Source organism: Sphingobacterium sp. WOUb80 (assembly GCF_050058145.1).
GTDB lineage: Bacteria > Bacteroidota > Bacteroidia > Sphingobacteriales > Sphingobacteriaceae > Sphingobacterium.
In genome coordinates this window covers 666,599-686,203 of record NZ_CP165617.1, presented here as the reverse complement: position 1 = coordinate 686,203, position 19,605 = coordinate 666,599, and the positions used below count along the sequence as shown (strand labels likewise).

The 19,605-nt window shown below is 43.0% G+C and carries 8 protein-coding genes; all 8 read right to left on the bottom strand.

Annotated features, from left to right (window positions below):
* Nucleotides 1–22 precede the first annotated feature (22 nt).
* A complete protein-coding gene (locus AB1Z56_RS02645) occupies nucleotides 23–4,198 on the bottom strand; it encodes a hybrid sensor histidine kinase/response regulator transcription factor (RefSeq protein ID WP_309361814.1) in 4,176 nt (1,391 codons plus the stop codon).
* A gap of 62 nt (nucleotides 4,199–4,260) precedes the next feature.
* Nucleotides 4,261–6,960: a glycoside hydrolase family 88 protein gene (locus tag AB1Z56_RS02640; RefSeq protein WP_426790992.1), complete on the bottom strand. Its 2,700-nt coding sequence runs from the start codon at nucleotides 6,958–6,960 to the stop codon at nucleotides 4,261–4,263.
* A 59-nt stretch (nucleotides 6,961–7,019) separates the two neighbouring features.
* Nucleotides 7,020–8,207 carry an alginate lyase family protein gene (locus tag AB1Z56_RS02635; RefSeq protein ID WP_426790991.1) on the bottom strand — a complete coding sequence of 396 codons (1,188 nt, stop codon included), beginning with the start codon at nucleotides 8,205–8,207 and terminating at the stop codon, nucleotides 7,020–7,022.
* Nucleotides 8,208–8,224: 17 nt separating this feature from the next.
* Complete coding sequence (locus AB1Z56_RS02630; RefSeq protein WP_426790990.1) at nucleotides 8,225–10,795, bottom strand: glycoside hydrolase family 95 protein; 2,571 nt, start codon at nucleotides 10,793–10,795, stop codon at nucleotides 8,225–8,227.
* Nucleotides 10,796–10,801: 6 nt separating this feature from the next.
* On the bottom strand, nucleotides 10,802–13,273 hold the full coding sequence (locus tag AB1Z56_RS02625) for a glycoside hydrolase family 2 protein (protein ID WP_426790989.1): 2,472 nt from the start codon (nucleotides 13,271–13,273) through the stop codon (nucleotides 10,802–10,804).
* A gap of 37 nt (nucleotides 13,274–13,310) precedes the next feature.
* On the bottom strand, nucleotides 13,311–14,756 hold the full coding sequence (locus tag AB1Z56_RS02620) for an alpha-L-fucosidase (RefSeq protein WP_426790988.1): 1,446 nt from the start codon (nucleotides 14,754–14,756) through the stop codon (nucleotides 13,311–13,313).
* 25 nt (nucleotides 14,757–14,781) lie between these two features.
* Nucleotides 14,782–16,350, bottom strand: coding sequence for a RagB/SusD family nutrient uptake outer membrane protein (locus tag AB1Z56_RS02615; protein ID WP_313266049.1), 1,569 nt, complete (start codon nucleotides 16,348–16,350; stop codon nucleotides 14,782–14,784).
* 27 nt (nucleotides 16,351–16,377) lie between these two features.
* Entirely contained in the window at nucleotides 16,378–19,467 is a 3,090-nt protein-coding gene (locus tag AB1Z56_RS02610; RefSeq protein ID WP_426790987.1) for a SusC/RagA family TonB-linked outer membrane protein, read from the bottom strand.
* Nucleotides 19,468–19,605: the final 138 nt, after the last annotated feature.

Here is a 19,605-nt window from a genome sequence, read left to right as displayed (position 1 = left end):
TATGAAGGCCTTCGCTTATTTTTTAATTGCTACCTTCCTTGATACCGAATTTTTCAACATAGGTACGTGGACTCTCCTTATAGAATTTCTTAAATGTTTTGCTAAAATACTTTGGATCATTGAACCCGACCTGATAAGCCACCTCACTGATACTCAAACCCGTATCGTTCACCAAAATATAGGCTGCTTTCTTAAGACGTACCATATTAATAAATTCAACCAAATTCAGTCCCGTTTGTTGCTTAATCTTGCGGTACAAAACAGAACGGCTCACACCGATGGCTTTGGTAAGATCCTGTACCCCAAAATCTTCACAGCCCAGATTTTCTTCGACAATCTTCAATACCTGATCCAAAAAACGAGTTCTTTCGGGCAGGTCTGTTCCCTGCGTTCCAAGAAGATAATTCTGTACAAATTTTTCTTCCAGTCGTTTCCGCGTCTGTATGATATTAGAAATTTTCTGAATGAGGTGTGGCATACTGAAGGGCTTGGTAATGTAATCATCTGTACCAATTTCAAACGCCTCTGTGATATAAGGATCAGCTGTACGGGCTGTCAAAAGAATCACAGGAATATGATTTGAACTGCTATCATTTTTAATCTGCTGCAAAAGTGTGATTCCGTCGCAGTTGGGCATCGTTACATCTGAAATGATAATATCGGGCTGTCTTGTTTGTACCAATTCCAAGGCCTCAATTCCATCATTAGCTTCTAAAACAATATATTTTTTCCGTAAATTTTCACATAGAAAACAACGCAGTTCCACATTGTCCTCGGCAACAAGTATGATGGGTTTATCTTCATCTGCTGCAGGACGCTCAATTTCTGTTTTTGTAACATCCACCTCTGGCGTATCGGCATCTGCTGGGTCAGAGCACATTGTCCCTGCCGTATCCGCTAAGACCATTAGCTCTTCGATGACAACAGCCCCCTGGGGCAGGCTGATCCGAAATACAGTATTGAAGTCGGCCGATTCCTGTGCCATATTACTTTCAACAGTGAGTTTTCCACCGTGCAACTGTATAATCGAACGGGAAAGCGCCAAACCTATTCCTCCATTGGTCGCTGACAGTCCTTTCGCATTGGCTTGGTAAAATTGTTCAAATACAAAAGGTATATCTTTTGCCGGGATCCCACGCCCGGAATCCCAAACGGAAACAAGCAGTTTCTCCAACTCACCTTCCCCTTCTAGCTCAACCTGAATCTTTATTTTACCCCCATTGTCCGTAAATTTAAAAGCATTATAAATCAAATTGACAAGGACTTTTTCAAATTGTTCCGGATCTAAACCTGCAACATAATCAGGACTTACCTTATTATCAAGGAAAAACTGAATATTATTTTTCTCGGCAATAAAGTAAAAATTCTGGCGAATGTTTTCCAAATACGTAGCAAGATGAACCTTTTGGCAAAACAATTTCATCTTTCCGCCTTCATGTTTTCTGAAATCAAGCAGCTGATTGACAAGATTCATCAAGCGATCGGCATTTCTCGTTGCATAACCGAGGTGCTCCTGTGCATATGCTGAAAGCGATCGATCGCCTTTCAATTGATTTAACGGTCCGATAATTAATGACAATGGCGTACGGAATTCATGGGAGATATTGGTAAAGAAATTCAGTTTTGCTTCATGGAGCTCCTCCTGTTTTTCCGAATCTATTTGCCGAATCAAAAGGTCCTGTTTCAATTTATTCCGACCGTGGAAAAATCGGATAACCAAAAAACTGGCCCCAGCAAAAAGAAGAAAATAGCCGCTATAGGCCCACCATGTCTTCCATGGTGCTGGCAGCACTTTAATCTTCAAGACCGTTGCCTTTTCGTTCCATACCCCGTCGTTGTTGGCCCCCTTTACCCAAAGCTCGTAGGTACCAGGGTCTAAATTGGTATAAGTAGCCACGGGATTGCTTACATAATTCCAGTCTTGATCAAAGCCTTTTAGATAATAAGCATATTGATTTTTCTCCGGATGAACATAATTCAATACACTGAATTCCAAACTAAAAACATTTTGATTGTGATCAAGTATCAATTCATTCATCATCGATATATCTTTAGGAATAACACCATCCAGGCCCGGGAGAACTGTTTTATTGAATAATTTCAACTCCGTAAACTGAATGGGGGGAATGTAATTATTGACACTTAAACTATCTGGATTAAATAGGGTGAAGCCTGAGAAACTGCCAAAGGCGAGTTTTCCGTCCCGCAACATTGCTGCTGCATTTTGAATATATTCGTTGCCAGGAAGACCATCGGTCTTCGTGTAGGTGCGTACATGACCGGATTGGGGATCGAAACAAGAAATCCCTGTATTTGTGCTCAACCACAATTTGTTTTTCAGATCACTCAGCATCGCAAAAACATTGTTGATCGGCAATCCATTTCGCTCATTAAACCTTTTGAACGCTTTCTTCTCTGGAAGATAGCGATTGAGCCCGCCCATATAGGTACCAATCCAAATCTGTCCTTTTCGATCTTCATGGATACTCACAATATCATTTCCACTAATTGAAAGAGAGTCTTTCTTGTCATTTAGAAAGGAAACAAATTTATCGGTCCCCGCTAATTTTAGATTTAATCCATTGGAAGTACCGATCCATAGATTACCTTTTGAATCCTCTAACAAAGCGCGCACCATATTGGAACTCAATTGCTTTCCTGCAACATCAAATGTTTGGAAAGATCCGGCTTTCTGGTTTTTACGAAGGACCTGTAGGCCGCCACCGAACGTGCCTATCCAAATATCGCCATTGCGATCCTCTAAGATCGCATAGACATTATTGTTTGCCAGGCCATTACTTACATTGGGATCGAAACGAAAATGTTCATAGCCTTGTTGCCCCTTTCGTCTTAAATTCAATCCACCATCATAGGTACCTACCCATAAATTCCCTTCCTTATCCAAACAGATGGACTTCACATTGTTATGACTTAGGCCATTCAGGTTATTTTTATCGTAACGTTCACTAAAAAACGAATTCGTATGCCGATTAAAATAATTCAGTCCTCCCCCCTCAGTTCCAATCACGAGTTCTCCCATAGCATTTTCAACAAAAGCACTCACCACATTGTAACTTAAGCTATTGCGTTTAGATTGATGGGTAAAATTCTGAAAATTAGGAATATCCTTGTCATAGATATTGACCCCTCCAAAGTAGGTTCCGATCCAAATAGATCCCCTTTTATCCTGAAATATAGGGCGAATGGAATTATTGCTTAAGCTATTGGGATTTCCATCGTCTGCCTGAATAAAAAGCAATTTTCCATTTTGATAAACGTAGAGGCCATTGAATGTTCCGATCCAAATCTTTCCATCATCTGTTTTTTTTAAGGAGCGCACATCTTGACTGGCCAAACCGGTATGATTGCCCTCTTCGGTTAACGAGGATATTTCGCCTGTATTCTCATTGATAATCCGAATACCATTATATTTCGTTCCTACCCAAAATATACCTGGACTAACTTCCAATACTGCTTGAAACCGTTGATTAACCTTATTATCTACCGATTTCTCTTTAAAATAAGTCCGTAGCACCTTTAAGCTATTTCCATCTTTCGATGCAGCCTGCATGAGTACAATGGCATCATCAGTACAAAACCATAATCGCTTTCTGCGATCCTCATATAGGGTTCGAAAATTACGATAATATTCTTTTCCCTGGCTTCTTTCAACGGTAATCTCATTGAAAACCAATTCCGCTTCGAGATGCCGGCCCTCTTTAATCTTATACAAGCCTATATTTGTCGCAATCCAAATCTTACCATTGGAATCCTGAAAAATCTGGTGAACGTTGACATCCCTTTTTCCATTACTACTCTCCACAGTAGGTAAAGGTATACGGATGAAATTGTCTGACGCACGATTATATAAATTCAGACCTGTCATTGTCCCTATCCAAAGGCGCTTTTTGTTATCTTCCGTAATCGCTTGAATAAAGTTGTGCTCTAAGGAAAGGCTATCTTGCGGATTACTGCGATAAATCGTAAACTTCCGGGCGTCGTATTTATTTAAGCCGTCACGGGTACCGATCCACATAAAACCCAAATAATCTTGAGCTATAGCGAAAACGCTGCCCTGAGACAAACCTTCGTTGACATCCAAGTGTAAAAAACGATAGTTTTTTTCCTGCGCATGCAAAACAGAAATTAACGCTAGTACACAGCAAAAACAGCGCATAAAAACACGTAATGGCATCATAAGGTATATAATTGAAATGGATGATAAAAATAATCATTCCATTGAATAAACACGAACAAGAATCACTTTAATCGATCTTTTAATTGTTGCTCATAAAGTGAGCCGATCGACAGTATTCTGTTTTGATTTTCCCAGTAACCAGCATTTCTATTTTTCAATCTTCCAGCTACTTTTTCTCCCTTTACTCCTATGGCAAAATTTTGCCCGGAAGCCCAGGGCTTTTGTACTGCAGCACTTTTGACCGTACAATTCCATAAGATCTGTGTCACCCCAGCCCAACCATGTCCACTTCCCCAGTTACCCCGGTCTTGAACATTAATTTCACCATCCGTTACGATTTGATCGTATAAGGTTCCAACAGCCCATCGATGATGTGGACCGATATCCGCATGTGTTCGCTCCGCGCTAGAAAGGCTAAAAACGTTTGGACCGAGGGTTCTGGCCCCTGTTACGTAATCATGGCGTCCTTCCGTGGTATAAAGTTCTTTAAATAAATTAAGCTGACCGTCATTATTGAATGAATACCGCCTTCCGCCTGTAATTTGAGATTTTCCATCCAGACACCGCGACTTCATTACTGTAATCTGTTTGGCAAAAGCACCAAGACTCACCGCCGCATAGCCAAAATAACGCGCGGTGATATTACGCACCCAACCATTCGCTATTTTATCCATATCAATTGCAATCCAGCCGTGATTTTCGTCCTCATTATCTACAAAATCAGATTCGAAACGTATATTTTCGATTCCAACTTCGCTTATACGTCCGTCAAAGGTGTAAGGAATGACGGTCACTTTTCCGTACCTCGGATCGATCGCCATCACCAGGGGATTATCAAAAAATACAGAGTCACCTCGAATGGCTAAAATAGTACGTTCAAAATTTAGCTTGTATTCCCGCGCCGTCCACTGTTTCGTCCCTTCTCTCTTTTCAATCTGGTTCATTCGAAGCGCTTCGATCCAGGCATCATTCATCTCATACGATAGCAGGACCTGCTCGCCCACTTTCCATTCGTTCGTATGATCGACTAGGACATAGTTAGCCCCTACAGGTCCATAGCCATCCTTAACGAACTGTTTTCTAGCCTGGTCCACTGTATAGCTGCCCGTACCGGAAACTTTCAATAAGCTCCGTTGATGCTGCCCTACTGCTTTAAGCAGGGTTTGTCCCTCGGCATCCCCCTCACCTCTCAACACGACACCGCTGGCATGAATTTCCAAACTTCCAGGTATAGTGTACAGGCCTTTTTTTAACAAAACAGCACCTCTATAACCGTTTTTATCACGCGGTTTTGCTGATACGGCATCGATGGCCTGCTGTATAATTTGCTGATCATCACCATTTACGCTGGGTTTTACCGTAATCACGACAGGAACATTGGGCAACTTTTGATCACCTTGATGATAGCCCACGCGACTAAAGTCGGGGATGACATTTCCCTGTGCATCTGGAAAATAGATCAATTGTCCCGCTGGATTTTTCCGGACCAGATCCGATTGAACTTTTCCGGACTGTAGCTCTTCTTGCCGATGCAGTGCTTCCAAAAAATAATAATCGGCATAACTCAAGGGTTTATCCACTTCGGTATTGGAAGGTTTCGATCCTGTGCTGTGTAATAATATAAAACCTCTACTTTTATTTGCTGGCGACATGTAATTGTCTATCAGGTTCGCCAATATGGTCTGTGCTTTTGCACGATAATCTTTCCCTTGATTGCTATACGTACTTAATTCCAACAGCCCCGATGCGATGACTGTCGCTGCCGACACATCCCGGGGTTCATTTGGAATATTAGGCGCATCGAAATCCCAATAAGGGATCAAGTCTTTCGGCATATTGGGATGTGTAAACAGCCACTGCGCGACTTTTTCAGCTTGCTGCAAATATTTCGGATCTCCCGTTTCTCTGTAACACATTGTATAACCATACAATGCCCAGGCCTCACCCCGCGACCATGTTGACTCGTCACTTAAGCCCTGATGGGTGTTTTTATGCTGTACAGCTCCCGTTTTCGGATTGTAGTCTATCACATGATAGGTGCTGTAATCCGGTCTGAAATGATTTTTCATTGTCGTATTGGCATGGCTCACTGCAATATGATAATAAGTAGAATCTCCAGTGAGTTTGGTTGCTTCAAATAGTAATTCCAAATTAAGCATATTGTCAATGATAACTGGAAAGTCCCAGCGGTGACTATTGTGATCCCACGAACGTATACAGCCAACTGTTGGATTGAAACGGGTTGACAGCGTTTTGGCTGCCTGTACAAGCACCTCCCGGTACTGTGGATTTGCAGTTAACCGATAACCATTTCCGACACTACAGTAGACCTTAAAGCCCATATCATGGGTCTTTCCATTAAATTGCTCCGCTTCGATCGACCTTGTTGTTTCTGAAGCGAGATCCTTCCATTTCTGTTTTCCCGACTTTTCGTAGAGAAACCACAGGACGCCAGGAAAAAAACCACTGGTCCAGTCGCCCCTTTTCACGGCAACCAGTTCGTTATCTGTGGAAAGCGTACGTGGCGAAACCAAGGATGAATCACTTTTTTTCAAGAGTTGCAATTCTTTATAAAGCAGTTGAGCTTGTTGATCTGCTAGATTCCAAGCTTTTTGCAGCTGCTTGGTACTCTGTGCCTCAACGTGTTGAAAAGAACACAAAATTCCCGTCAAAAAAATTACTTTGGCAATGGATGGCTTTTTTAAATTTCGAAAGCACAAAAAGAGGGCATATCTTCGCAAAGACGTCGCATTAACATTCATGTTATCTTTAGGTTTTTAAGGTGAAATGGTTAAGTTATTTTATAAGGAGGCCAGGAAATTCACAGCCATATAATCGGGTTACGAATGGGTAAATTTCGAACAACCTCTTCTTGTTCGGGTGCATGATCAAGCTTTTTCCAAAGCTGCAGGTATGCTCTATTTTGGAAAGCCGTGGCCGAAAACACAAGTGCCGGATGCGCAATCGGCCATTGATCCCAATACATGACATCTTTCGGATAAGGCCATTTTTCTTTATCAGCAATATAGGGAACCATAAAATCAACCCCCTTTTTTATTGTCCGCCCATCAGACAATGTATACTGCCAAAGGGAGGTATTGGTCTTGGACAAAATCTGGCATATCATGGTCATCGCATCGAGATTAAACAACGCGTAGCCATAAGGTTTTGTACGCTGCAATTCTCTCGGGAAACTACCATTAGCCTCCATTTGATTCGGTAACAACACCTGCGTATAACGATCTGCACATTTTTGGAGTAATATAGAGTCTTGTACTAAACTCGAAAATGCAGCGACCTGCATCACCCAACATGTACCATGATTATTAGCAGCATTCATTTCATCGATACCATATTGATGCGTTGTAAGCCAACGTAAATAGGCCGCAAACCAGCGATGTATGGCATCCTTAGCATCCTGTGGAAAATTAGGGTCGTTTTCAAAGATCTTGACAGCCTGTGCAACTTCCATCAGATGAATGGTATCAATAATACCTATCCCTCGCCCTGTAAAACGCCCTTGTATGGCCTGTGCATAAAGAAGATTAGGGTTCATCATCGTTTCTGCATCAACAAACCAAGCCTTTAAATGACGAAGGGCCTGCTGTACGTATTTTTTATCCGGATTCAAACGATAAGCTGAGGCCAGCGCCCCCACGATTCGGCTGAAGCGGATCATCGCTTTACGATGTTCAACGAAATTGGCTGGATTAGTCATCCCATCCCGTTGGATATAGGGCGCAGCGGGATCTTTGGGATCAGGCCACCAATAATCGCCTTCAGAATAAAAATCATGAATACCCCCGGAACTCCGAACTGCCTTATAAGCTGTAACAGTCACTGGCTTCTGCTTCATCGCCCATTTGGACTGCTCGAGGATAACAGGACGCAGCGTCTGGATAATCTCCTGCTCAAAAATACCTTCCTTCATTTTTGCCCTCAAGAATAAGGGGAAAATTGCGATCCCAAGAAGACAGCCCATGACGCGAACAATTGATGTAGATTTCATTTTTCCTGGTTTTTGAATTACATTGGAACAACACGATACTGTTTACCTTTTATGGTCTCAAATTGAACTTCGAATGTTTTCGTAGATGCTAACGATGGCAATTTGGAAGAATCCGCTACCGTATACGGTAGCTGTTCCGGTTTATATAATAGCGCATTCTCTGTGACAGCTACCTGATTTGATTCGACACCGACAACTTTAACGGGTAAAGGAGTACGCAAACGGCAAACACCACCAATATTGGATACGATCATTGCTTCGGTCAACAGGTTATTTTTCCAGGCAATATCCACGGTAAAGTTTCCCCTGGCCTTAATTCCTTTTATCGTCCCAGCAGACCATTCATCAGGTAGGGCTGGCAACAAATGGACAGCTCCGTCATGACTTTGCAGCAACATTTCGGTCATTCCAGCCGTAGCACCAAAATTACCGTCAATTTGAAAAGGTGGATGTGCATCAAATAGATTCGGATAGGCTCCACCACCGCTCATCTGCGCACGGTCCAATTTAGGATCAATAAAATTTAAGGCATCCTTGAGGATTTTATAGGCATGATTTCCATCCTGAAGCCTCGCCCACCAATTTGTCTTCCAGGCCATCGACCAGCCGGTACTGACATCGCCCCTTAAAAGCAATGAACGCTTGGATGCCGCAGCCAAAGCCTTGTTTTCTGCAAAACTGATCTGATTGCCCGGGTATAATCCAAATAAATGGGAAATATGACGATGCTGATCCTTTGGATCATCCCAATCTTTAAACCATTCCTGCAATTGTCCATATTGGCCCACCTGATAGGGATAAAGCTTTTCCTTCGCTTGTTCTAGTGCTGATTTAAATTCAGGATCAACGTTGAGTATCATACAGGAGTGAATAACAGCTGTGAAAAGCTCCCGAATGATCGCCATATCCATGGTAGAGGCCATGGTCAATTGATATTCTTTACCTGCTATTTTGATTGTATTTTCAGGTGAAGTGGACGGATTGGTAACAAGGTATTTATTTCCAGGATCCGCAATCAGCCATTGCAACATAAATTGGGCTGCGCCTTTCATCAACGGGTAGGCCTTCTCCTTTAAGAAAGTTTTGTCACCCGTAAAACGATAGTGTTCCCATAGATGTGTGCTCAACCAGGCACCTGCCATAGGCCATGCCGACCAGCGTGGCATTCCTTTTGGATCCCAATCATATCCGCCCGGAGGGGAAGTTTTGGCCCATAGATCGGAGTTATGATGAACAACCCAGCCCTTATCTATATGATAATTTATCGATGCTGTTTTGGCCCCATTAATAGCCAACTCATCCATAAAATCAAACAAAGGCTGATGACATTCCGCAAGATTGGTATTTTCCGCAAGCCAATAGTTCATTTCTGTATTGATATTGGTCGTATAATTACTCCCCCAAGGTGGCTGCACATGATCATTCCAGATCCCTTGTAAATTTGCTGGTCTTCCGCCTTGTCTGGAACTAGCAATCAACAAGTACCGTCCAAAATGATAATACAGTGTCAGTAGTCCCAAATCGGCTGGTCCTTTGGAAAACTGCATGATACGTTGATCTGTAGGCAATTGATCATGCGCAGAAGTACCAGTCAGCTCAAAGGCTACACGATTGAATAGCGCTTGATAATCTTTTTGATGATCGGAGAATAAGGTCTGAAAATTCTTTTTTGAGACATTTTTCAAGCGATTTTTCGCCAACAATGTGGCATCTTTACCTTCCCGACTCGGCGACTTATCAAAACCGTTAAAGCTTGTCGCTTCCGTCAAAAATAAAGTCACCTCATCAGCGCCTATAATTTTAAGCTTATCCCCCTCTTTTTTTACCACACCACCGGTAGTTTTTACGCTTACCTGTATCGCAAAAGTCATCCCTTTTCCGCCAATACTGTCATACACAACTTGTTGAGGTTCATAATCCCTATTGGCGACAAAACTTGGCGCTTTCCCCTGAAGAGTTAATTGATTATCCCCTTGGGTCGAAACTCGATACCTGAGTTTACTGGTCAAGGAAAGGTCTAATGTAATTGATTTTTTCTTGTCTGCCTTCAGTCGAACAACCAATGCTTTATCCGGAAAGCTGACAAAACTTTCTCTTAGGTATTGAACACCTTGATAGGAATAACTGACCTGATTGATCGCTCGCTCAAGATCTAGCTCCCGTTTATAATCTTTGACCTTTTTCTCATCTTGGTGAAAATCCAACCATAAATCGCCCATCGGTAGATACCGGGCAGAGTAAGGTCCCTGCATTTTCTTCCAAAGAACTGCAGCATCTTCATATTTTCCAGCAAAGATGGCTTGGCGTACCTGGGGGAGAATCTGCGGGCCATTGGGATTATTGCCCGCATCTGGTTCACCCGACCACAGGGTATTATCGTTAATTTGAAACCTATCTTTACTTAGCCCACCAAAGACCATCGCTCCTGTCGTGCCATTGCCAAGCGGTAGTGCCTCTTCCCAGAGCGTGGCCGGTTGATTATACCAAAGCTTGAGCTTCGGGGAACTCCTTTGTGCATGGCATGGGGCAATCGCCCCTAGGAGACCGAGCAGTACAAAGAGGTTCAAATGATTCGTTGCTTTTAACATCTTGTGCTATTTTTCTATTGTTAATAAGGTACTCTTTGATCCTTCCATCCGGCCGGATACTACAGCGCTTCCCGAAGGCAGTCGAAGTTTAATCAATGCACGACCATTGTAGGCCTGTACTTTTTTCGACCCTGTAGAAGTACCTTGATCGACGATCAACTGACCGTCGCCGGTTGAACCAAAATAGATCCAATCCTTTGCATCGAGACAAGGGGTATTGGTATTATCCACAATTTGAGCTTGCACAGTGATCATTTCCCCTTCCGTGGCAATCTTTTCGACAAGCAATTTGGCAGGTTTGCCCCACTTTTTTGTCTGATACTGCTGTTCAATTTCATCCACGAGAATTTCCCGGCCGTTTTTCGCTACCGCTTTAATCTGATTGTTTCCTTCGTTCAGTTTCACCATCCACCTTAGCCCCGCGGCTGGAAAATCCTGACTGTTTCTTTTTTTTACCCCTTGACTTACTCCATTGACAAAAAGCTCAACCTCCTTTGCATTGGAATACACCTTTATCATTTTTGACTCCTCCTTTTCACCCCAACGGATCGGCCAGGTATGGCCATAAATATGCAGCATTGGCTTCGCTGTCCAATACGACTGGAATACGTAGTAAGATTCTTTTTTGGCAAAATCCCGTTCAACAACACCCTTCTGATTGACATAAGGCACAGGATTGTCTGGCCGTACCGGAGTTGAAAAATCTTTAAATGGCCAATAGGCTGTTCCCGTGAGCCAAGGCATTGTTTCCTGTTCCTTTAAGTGCCAATCGATGAGATTACAAATGTAGCTTTCACTCCAATCGCCATCTTTAGAAACGCGTGCTGCCCCACCAATGAGCGAAGCATCGCCCGCTCGTTCATCTGTTGTTCCATCACCTTTGATTTTAGCTAAAGCACGATCAGGGTCCTCTGCATGTCGTCTAGCATGACTATCCCCGCCCCACTCCACATGAAGGAAATGTTTTACCTTTTTCATCTCTTCTTCTGAGGCTGTTTTATAGTCGGTATAAACACCTCTATACCAACCGGCCCAAATGGATGGCGAATAAACATCAACAATATCTTTACAGAAATCACAACGCCGTATCGCTGTTTTCCGGCTCGGATCCAAGTGATGAGATAAGGTATTCAGTTCACTCATATAAGCTCTTATCTTCGCCTGATCAAACTCCGTAAAATCCCCCGGCCAATCATTTTCGTTGCCGAGGCCCCAAATAATGACCGATGGATGATTATAATGCTGTTCAATCATATTGGTTAACATCCGTTTTCCCTGAAGCTGATAGACCTCACCACCTAATCCACCTCTACACCATGGAATCTCTTCCCAAACCAAAATACCCAGACTATCACAGGCCTCAAGCACTTTACGACTCTGCTGATAATGTCCCAAACGAATAAAGTTTACGCCCATCTCTTTCATCAGAGTCATCTCTTGCACGATCTGATCGTCAGTCATTGCGGCAGCAACGCCGGCATGGTCTTCATGACGATGGGTGCCGCGAAGCAAAAGCCTTTTCCCGTTCAGCAGAAAAGGACCTTTTTCTTTAAACGCTACATGTCTAAAGCCAAAGACAGTCTCTTCTTTAAATACTTGTCCATTGCTTTTGACTGTGGTAACCAAACGGTACAAAGCCGGTTGATCAGGACTCCAAAGCTGTGGCTTCTTGACCAGGAATTGTCCAAATTCAAGATTCAATGCCCCCTTATTTACCTGTGGTTGCTGGGTTTGCACGATTTTTCCAGCGGGATCATAGAGTTGCGTTTCGACTTCAAAATTTGTCTGAGTCGAAAATGGCATCAGTCGTCCACGGACGTTGGCTACCCCCTGCTTTCCATCGGCCCCTACTGACGCCTCAACAAATACACGTTCCAAGGCTGTCTGCGGAACATATTTTAGGTTTAGATGTCTGTAAATACCTCCATAGACGTTAAAATCAGACAGATCAGAAGGGATCATTTCGAGATCACGTGAATTATCCACACGAATTGAAAGCGGTATTTTGCCCTTAAATTGTTTTTTGAAAGCATCTGTTTTTTTAAACTTTTCAACCGCATCTGTAATGTCCACAGTCCATTCGTCGTATCCGCCAACGTGCTCCCCAACTTTAATTGTATGGATATAAACAGCTGTCTTTTGTCCGGCTCCTTCAAAATGAAGCAGGGTACGACCATCTAAATAGGGATTGTCTATAGCCAGTGATTTTCTATACCAGCTTGGCCCCTGATAATAATTGATAGCTGGATCAACAGCGTCCAGTGCATTATAACAATGTGGCAGATCCACCTGCTGCCACAATGGAACAGACTCGGGATTACCGGCTCCCACCGGTCTTACAGCTTCCCAGATTCCCCCCAGATCGCTCTTTAAGAAATCCCAGCCTTGATCAATCCGCTTAACTTCCTGAGCGTTGAGCTGAGCAACTCCAAAAGTCAACAACAACGCAACTATTTTATTCAATCTACTTTTCTTCATTATGCTATTTTAGTATCTGCTTTTCATCTTATCGGCCTTACTCGTCCAAAGCTCCGGTTTTCATTTTCTTTGCTCTAGACACTTTGTCGCGCTTGAATTTGCCTGCTACTTCGATTTTAATCACCGTAGCAACAGGATCAATGGCCTGCTCAGGTACGGCAATCTGAATACCATTGGAATTCGATTTTACCTTTAACACTTGATTATTGGCTAAAAGGCTCGCTTTTACGACTTTATTTTCAATCGGAAGTTCAACTAGGCCATTTTTTGGCCAGTCAAATACCGAGATATACAAATAAGTTCGCTTTCCATCTTCCTTCAGGGTACACCTCCCCCATTCAAATGGTTGTAAGGGACTGCTCTTGGTTGCGTAGATTGCTTCACTATTGACTTTCATCCATTTGCCAATTACAGCCAGACGTTCTATGCTCTCCTGGGGGAACGATCCATCGGGTTTTGGGCCAACGTTCAACAGGTAATTTCCACCTTTGGAAGCAATATCAACAAGATTACGGATCAAGGTTTCGGCAGACTTCCATTTGTGATCCGATGTGCGGTAGCCCCAAGTGCCATTCATGGTCATACAAGTTTCCCAATGTTTGCCTTCGAGTTCACTCCAATCTGGAATTTTTTGCTCCGGCGTTTTTGTATCGCCGGGGAAATTAGGTCGTTTCAATCGATCATTTGTGATAATATTGGGTTGAAGTGCCAATTGCTCCTGAAGCATATTTGCAGCGTCGTCGGTCATATTGGTTGGCGTATCCCACCATAGCACAGCAATATCCCCATAGTTACTCAACAATTCTTTGACCTGGGGCACAGATACATTTTTGATATAGTCACTAAAACTCGCTGTTTCTTGTTTGGGGTCCCAATGGCCATGATGTGCTAGTGTGTAATCATCTATACGGGTTGAATCTGGGTTAGGCCAGCCTTCTCGCATTAATTTACGAGCAGCCGATCCACCAGGGTTATTCCAGTCCTGCGCCTGGGAATAATAAAAGCCAAGTTTCAGCCCATATTTTCGGCAGGCTTCGGCCAAAGGTTTCAAGACGTCTTTACCGTAGGGTGTCGCGTCCACCATATTCCACTTACTCGCTTTTGTTTCAAAGAGTGCAAAACCATCGTGGTGTTTGGCTGTAATAATTAAATATTTCATCCCAGCATCTTTCGCCATGCGTACCCATTCGTCTGCATTATACTGCGTGGGATTAAATTGCTTTGCCATCGCCTGATATTCATCAACTGGAATTTTAGAGCGGTTCATAATCCATTCTGCTCCACCACGTGCCTGTTCGCGCCCCTTATAAACACCGCCAAACTGTGCATATACTCCCCAATGGATAAACATGCCAAACCGGGCTTCCTCCCACCATTTCATGCGTGCACTATCGGGCAAGCGGTTTACTTGCGCATACAATAATCCCTTACTCATTCCCATGATGAGGATAAGTGCCAGCAACATTTTATATATAGCTTTCATACCTTAATTTTTCACAGTTCTTAATTTAGAAACCTGGTGTTTGTTTAAAATTGTCATTACCTAAACTCTTGGCCATGTCTACCTCAGATTGAGGTACTGGCCATAAGGTATCTCTTGCCATAAATAACCGTGAAGCTCCATCTGGATCCTTGGTTTTATCCATCACCTCTTTGATCATCCCCCAGCGTTTCAAGTCAAAATAACGTTGCCCTTCCAAAGCCAATTCAATCCTCCGTTCATGACGGATAATATCGCGGAATTCATTTTTTGTCAAGGAACCGCTAAACTGTACGAGCGGCATTTTCACATCAGCCCTGGATCTTACCTTATTTAATGCATCCACAGCTGTTTGATCAGGCCCTGCACTTTCATTTTTCGCTTCTGCGTACATCAATAAAATATCTGCATAGCGTAAGAATACCCAATCCTGATCGCTTTGTGTCGCGTAGCTTGTTGGCCATTTCGATTCGTTGATATATTTTCTCGGTAAAAAACCACCCAAAACCCCTTCGGCAACGGGATCAAAAGCGGAAGATGCTGTAGTACCGCGCCATACACCGCGGTACATGATTGTTGACTTCAACCGTGGATCCCTATTTTCGTAAGGGTTTTTAGCATCGTAAACTGTCGATTCTTTAATATCCTTTCCATCGATGGCATAATATGAATCAACCAGATAACCCAACGGTTGTATCGTCTTCAGATAAGAATACATCATATCTGCCGGGCTATACATATTGGGTGGTAAAAATCGAGCGGAGAACATGATTTCGGGATTGTTATTTTGTCCAGGTTTTCGGAACAGATCGCGGTATCCACCCTGATAGATCGAAAACTTGTTTTCATCCATAACAATCTTCGCTGTTGCAGCTGCCTCAGCCCATTTTTTCACCGTCAACAATACCTTTGTTTTGTACCCCAGCGCAGATCCCCGCACAGCATGTCCTTTATATCCTGTATTTGGCAGTTTTTCACTCGCATAATCTAAATCTGCCAAAATTGCTTCGATAATGTTGCTTTTAGGTGTTCTACCGAGCCGAATACTCGCATCGTCCATACCCAGAGGTTCTAAAGTCAATGGCACATCACCGTACAGATTGGTCAACAAAAAGTAGTAATGGGCGCGGATAAAACGAGCCTCTGCTTTATATCGGTCACGGTCCTGCTGGCTCATGCTTGTAATGCGGTCAATATTGGCAATCAATTTATTACATGCAGCAATGGCCTGATACGAAATCTCATAGCCCTCAGATTGCATACCGCCAGTTGTCGAAGTGATTCCGGATCGCGAAATAATATTGAAGTTATTGGAGGTACTGGACACAAAAGCATCGTCTGAAAGCCCATCCCAAAACATACTTGCTCCACCCCAACCACCACGTGCATTGGATGAAGACGTCGAATTGTATCCTCGGCAAAGAAATTCATAACAGCCCGATAGTGCCAAATCAGCATCAGTCTGCGTTTTCCAAAAGGTTGATTCCGAAATTTTATCCGTTGGGTTTTTATTTAAAAAATCTTTTGTGCAACTACCTAGTGAAGCTAGGGCTGCTAAGCTTAGGTATAGATATGTTTTTTTTACGCTATTTTTCATCTTTAATTTTTTTTAGTTACCACTCGATTAGAATGTGATTCTCGCTCCAAATGCGAATACTTTATTCTGCGGATGAGTCACATAACGTCCTGATGTTGCACCACCGCTTGATGAAACGCCACGTTCGGGATCTAAACCGGGGAACTTGGAGAATGTGACCAGGTTATCTGCCGCAAAATAAATGCGAAGGCCAGAAATACCAGCTTTGGACAAGGTGCTTTGTGGAATAGCATAACCTACCTGAATATTTTTAAGACGCAGGAAGGATCCATCTTTTAAAAAGAAAGTCGATGCAGTCCGTACATTATTTGCCGCAGGGGTATTTTCAGCACCCACTATTGGAAGCGATGCATTCGGATTCTCGGGAGTCCAAGCGTTCATCCAGTCGCGAGTGAACGTACCACCTTGCCTAAAGGGCACTATTCCCCATTCACTTACAAATATTTTTTGTCCCTGGGAACCGAAGAAAAAGGCTGTAAAATCAAAGTTCTTCCAAACAGCCGTCGCATTAAAGGAGTAATCGAAATCTGGATAAGCGCCCGGCACGACAATACGATCATTATTGTCCACAACTTTATCGCCATTAACGTCGGCAAATTTCAGATAACCCGGTTGTGCTGGAATCTGTTGCACTGGAGAAGCTGCTACCTCTTCCTTCGAACGGAATATGCCCGTGTTCTCCAAAAGATAAAAACTACCATAAGGTAAACCTTCCCGGATAATGGTATTGCCCGAGATACGTTCGGCACCATATTTCATCACCTTGTTGCGATTGGCCTGAATATTTCCATTGAGGGTCAAGGATACCTCTCCAATTTTATCACGGTACTGAAGACCGAGCTCTATACCTCTGTTACGCAATTCACCATAATTGACGGTCGGTGCAGTCAGCCCAATATAAGAAGGGAAAGCCGTAGATGCAGATAAAATATCTGATGTTACTTTGTTATACCAATCGAAAGAAGCGGTCAATTTGTTGTTCCATAAACCAATATCTACACCAAAATCCAAGACTTTGGTACTTTCCCATTTGATCCGGTCATTGGCCATTGCTACCTGGCGAGCTCCCTGTTGGAGTGTTTCATCAAAAGGATAAGCAAAAGAGGAATTATAAACAATCTGATACGGATAGTTACCAATATTCTGATTACCCAATGTTCCAATGGAGGCTCTTAACTTTAGTTCATTAACAACTTCTTTTAATTTCGGACCAAAAAAGTTTTCATCCGAGACTTTCCAACCTCCAGATAGTGAAGGGAAAAATGCCCATTTTCTATTTTCAGGAAAACGTGAAGAGGCGTCGTAACGCGCATTCCCTTCCAGTAGATACTTGCCTTTGTAGTCATAGTTTAATCGACCATAATAAGACCTCAATGACCACTCATTAGTGACACCGTTATTTGACTGTTGTCCGGCACCACCACCATCGAGCTCAAGGAGGTCATTGTTAGGAAATTGCAACCTACTTCCGAATAGTTTTTGTGTTTTATTATATTCTGCCTGGGTTCCTGCCAGCACTTTGATGTTGTGATTTCCGAAGGACTTATCGTAAGTCAGTTGGGTATACCCCACCGGATACACATTGTTGTCGTCCGTTACTTCTAGCCCCTGACCGCCGACATCAAGTTGTCTGGCAGGTAGGTCATCAGGTTTAGCAAACCACATGTATTGATTAATCACAGGTTTGTTGGTATAGTTTTTTGTAAAACCATACGTCAACCCACCGCTTGTCTTCCAATCCAGTCCTTCCAATATTTTCACATTTAGGAAGATATTGCCCTGCATAAAATAATTGTTCAGTCTGGTAAATGCATTTTCAGCGACTGCAACAGGGTTTTTATTTGGGGATTGAAAAGGATATGCCCTAGACGTATAACGACCACTACCATCGGGTAGTACAGGTCCATATAACGGTGATTGACTAATGGTTGACAAAAATTGATCTTCACTGCCATTTCTAGGATATTTCCGATCGCCATAGTTCAAGGTAATACTTGACCCAAAACTGATCCGGTCATTGATTTTAGAACCCAGATTCAGCTGCAGATTATACTTTTTAAAGGAAGTCCCGATCATAATATCAGGTTGATTGACATAGCCCAATATAACGTTGTAATTTGTTCCCCCTGCCCCGCCGCTTAAGCTTAAATTGTGGGTCTGTACCGGGACAGTTCTAAAGACAGCATCTAACCAGTTAAAATCGGGATATAATGTTTTATCTGTTGCATTTTTGTAGGCATCAATCATCTCCTGGCTAAAAGAAGCATTTGGATTTGTGACACCCGAGTTTTTATTTGCCTGATTATACAGGGTCATGTAATCAACGGAATTATACACGAGGTCTGGAAGAGCTGAGGCTTTGGTAATCCCAACATTATAATCATAGCTCAATTGTGTCTTTCCAGCCTTGCCTTGCTTTGTCGTTACGAGAATGACTCCATTTGCTGCTCTTGCCCCATAGATAGCAGCCGAAGCAGCATCTTTCAATACGGTGATATTCTCGATTGCTTGGGGATTCAAATTTTCCAAACTCCCGGGGATACCATCTACGATAACCAGTGGAGCAGAAGAGGCACCATAGGAACCCAATCCACGTACCTGGAGATTCACATTTTCATTCCCAGCTTCTCCCGATCCTTGGGTAACACGAAGGCCGGGCATGCGACCTTGAAGTAACTGCGTTGGATTTGTAGCGATACGTTTGTTAAGCACCTTTCCGTCGACAGCTGCAACAGCACCGGTTAGATTACTTTTTTTCTGGGTACCATAGCCTACAACCACCACTTCATCAATCAGGCTACTGGACTCCTGGAGCACCAGATTAATGTGATCTTTCTTATCGACTTGGACTTCGGCCTTCTCTTTACCTACCAATGAAAATATCAGGACATCAATGTCTCGCGCAAGAATCTGATAATTGCCGGCCCCATCAGTTACAGTGCCGTTTTTCACCCCCTTTATCTGTACTGTGACGCCCGCAAGAGGCTCGCCTGTTGAGGAGCTTACTTTTCCGGATATCTTTATTTGCGACTGGGCAAGTACCATGGGGGCAGACATGCTCATCAACGAAAATAAAAGTAACCCCTTCCCTACCGTTTTGGTTATCGGTGTTATCATAGTTGTTTTGGTTTATTTGGTTATTTAACGAAGTAAATGAACTCAAATATCAAAAATCGTTCACAGCAAAAGGAGTATTTTTTGTTCAAATAGGTGGAATAAATAGCTTCATTCCTGATTTTCAACGCGATTAAATGG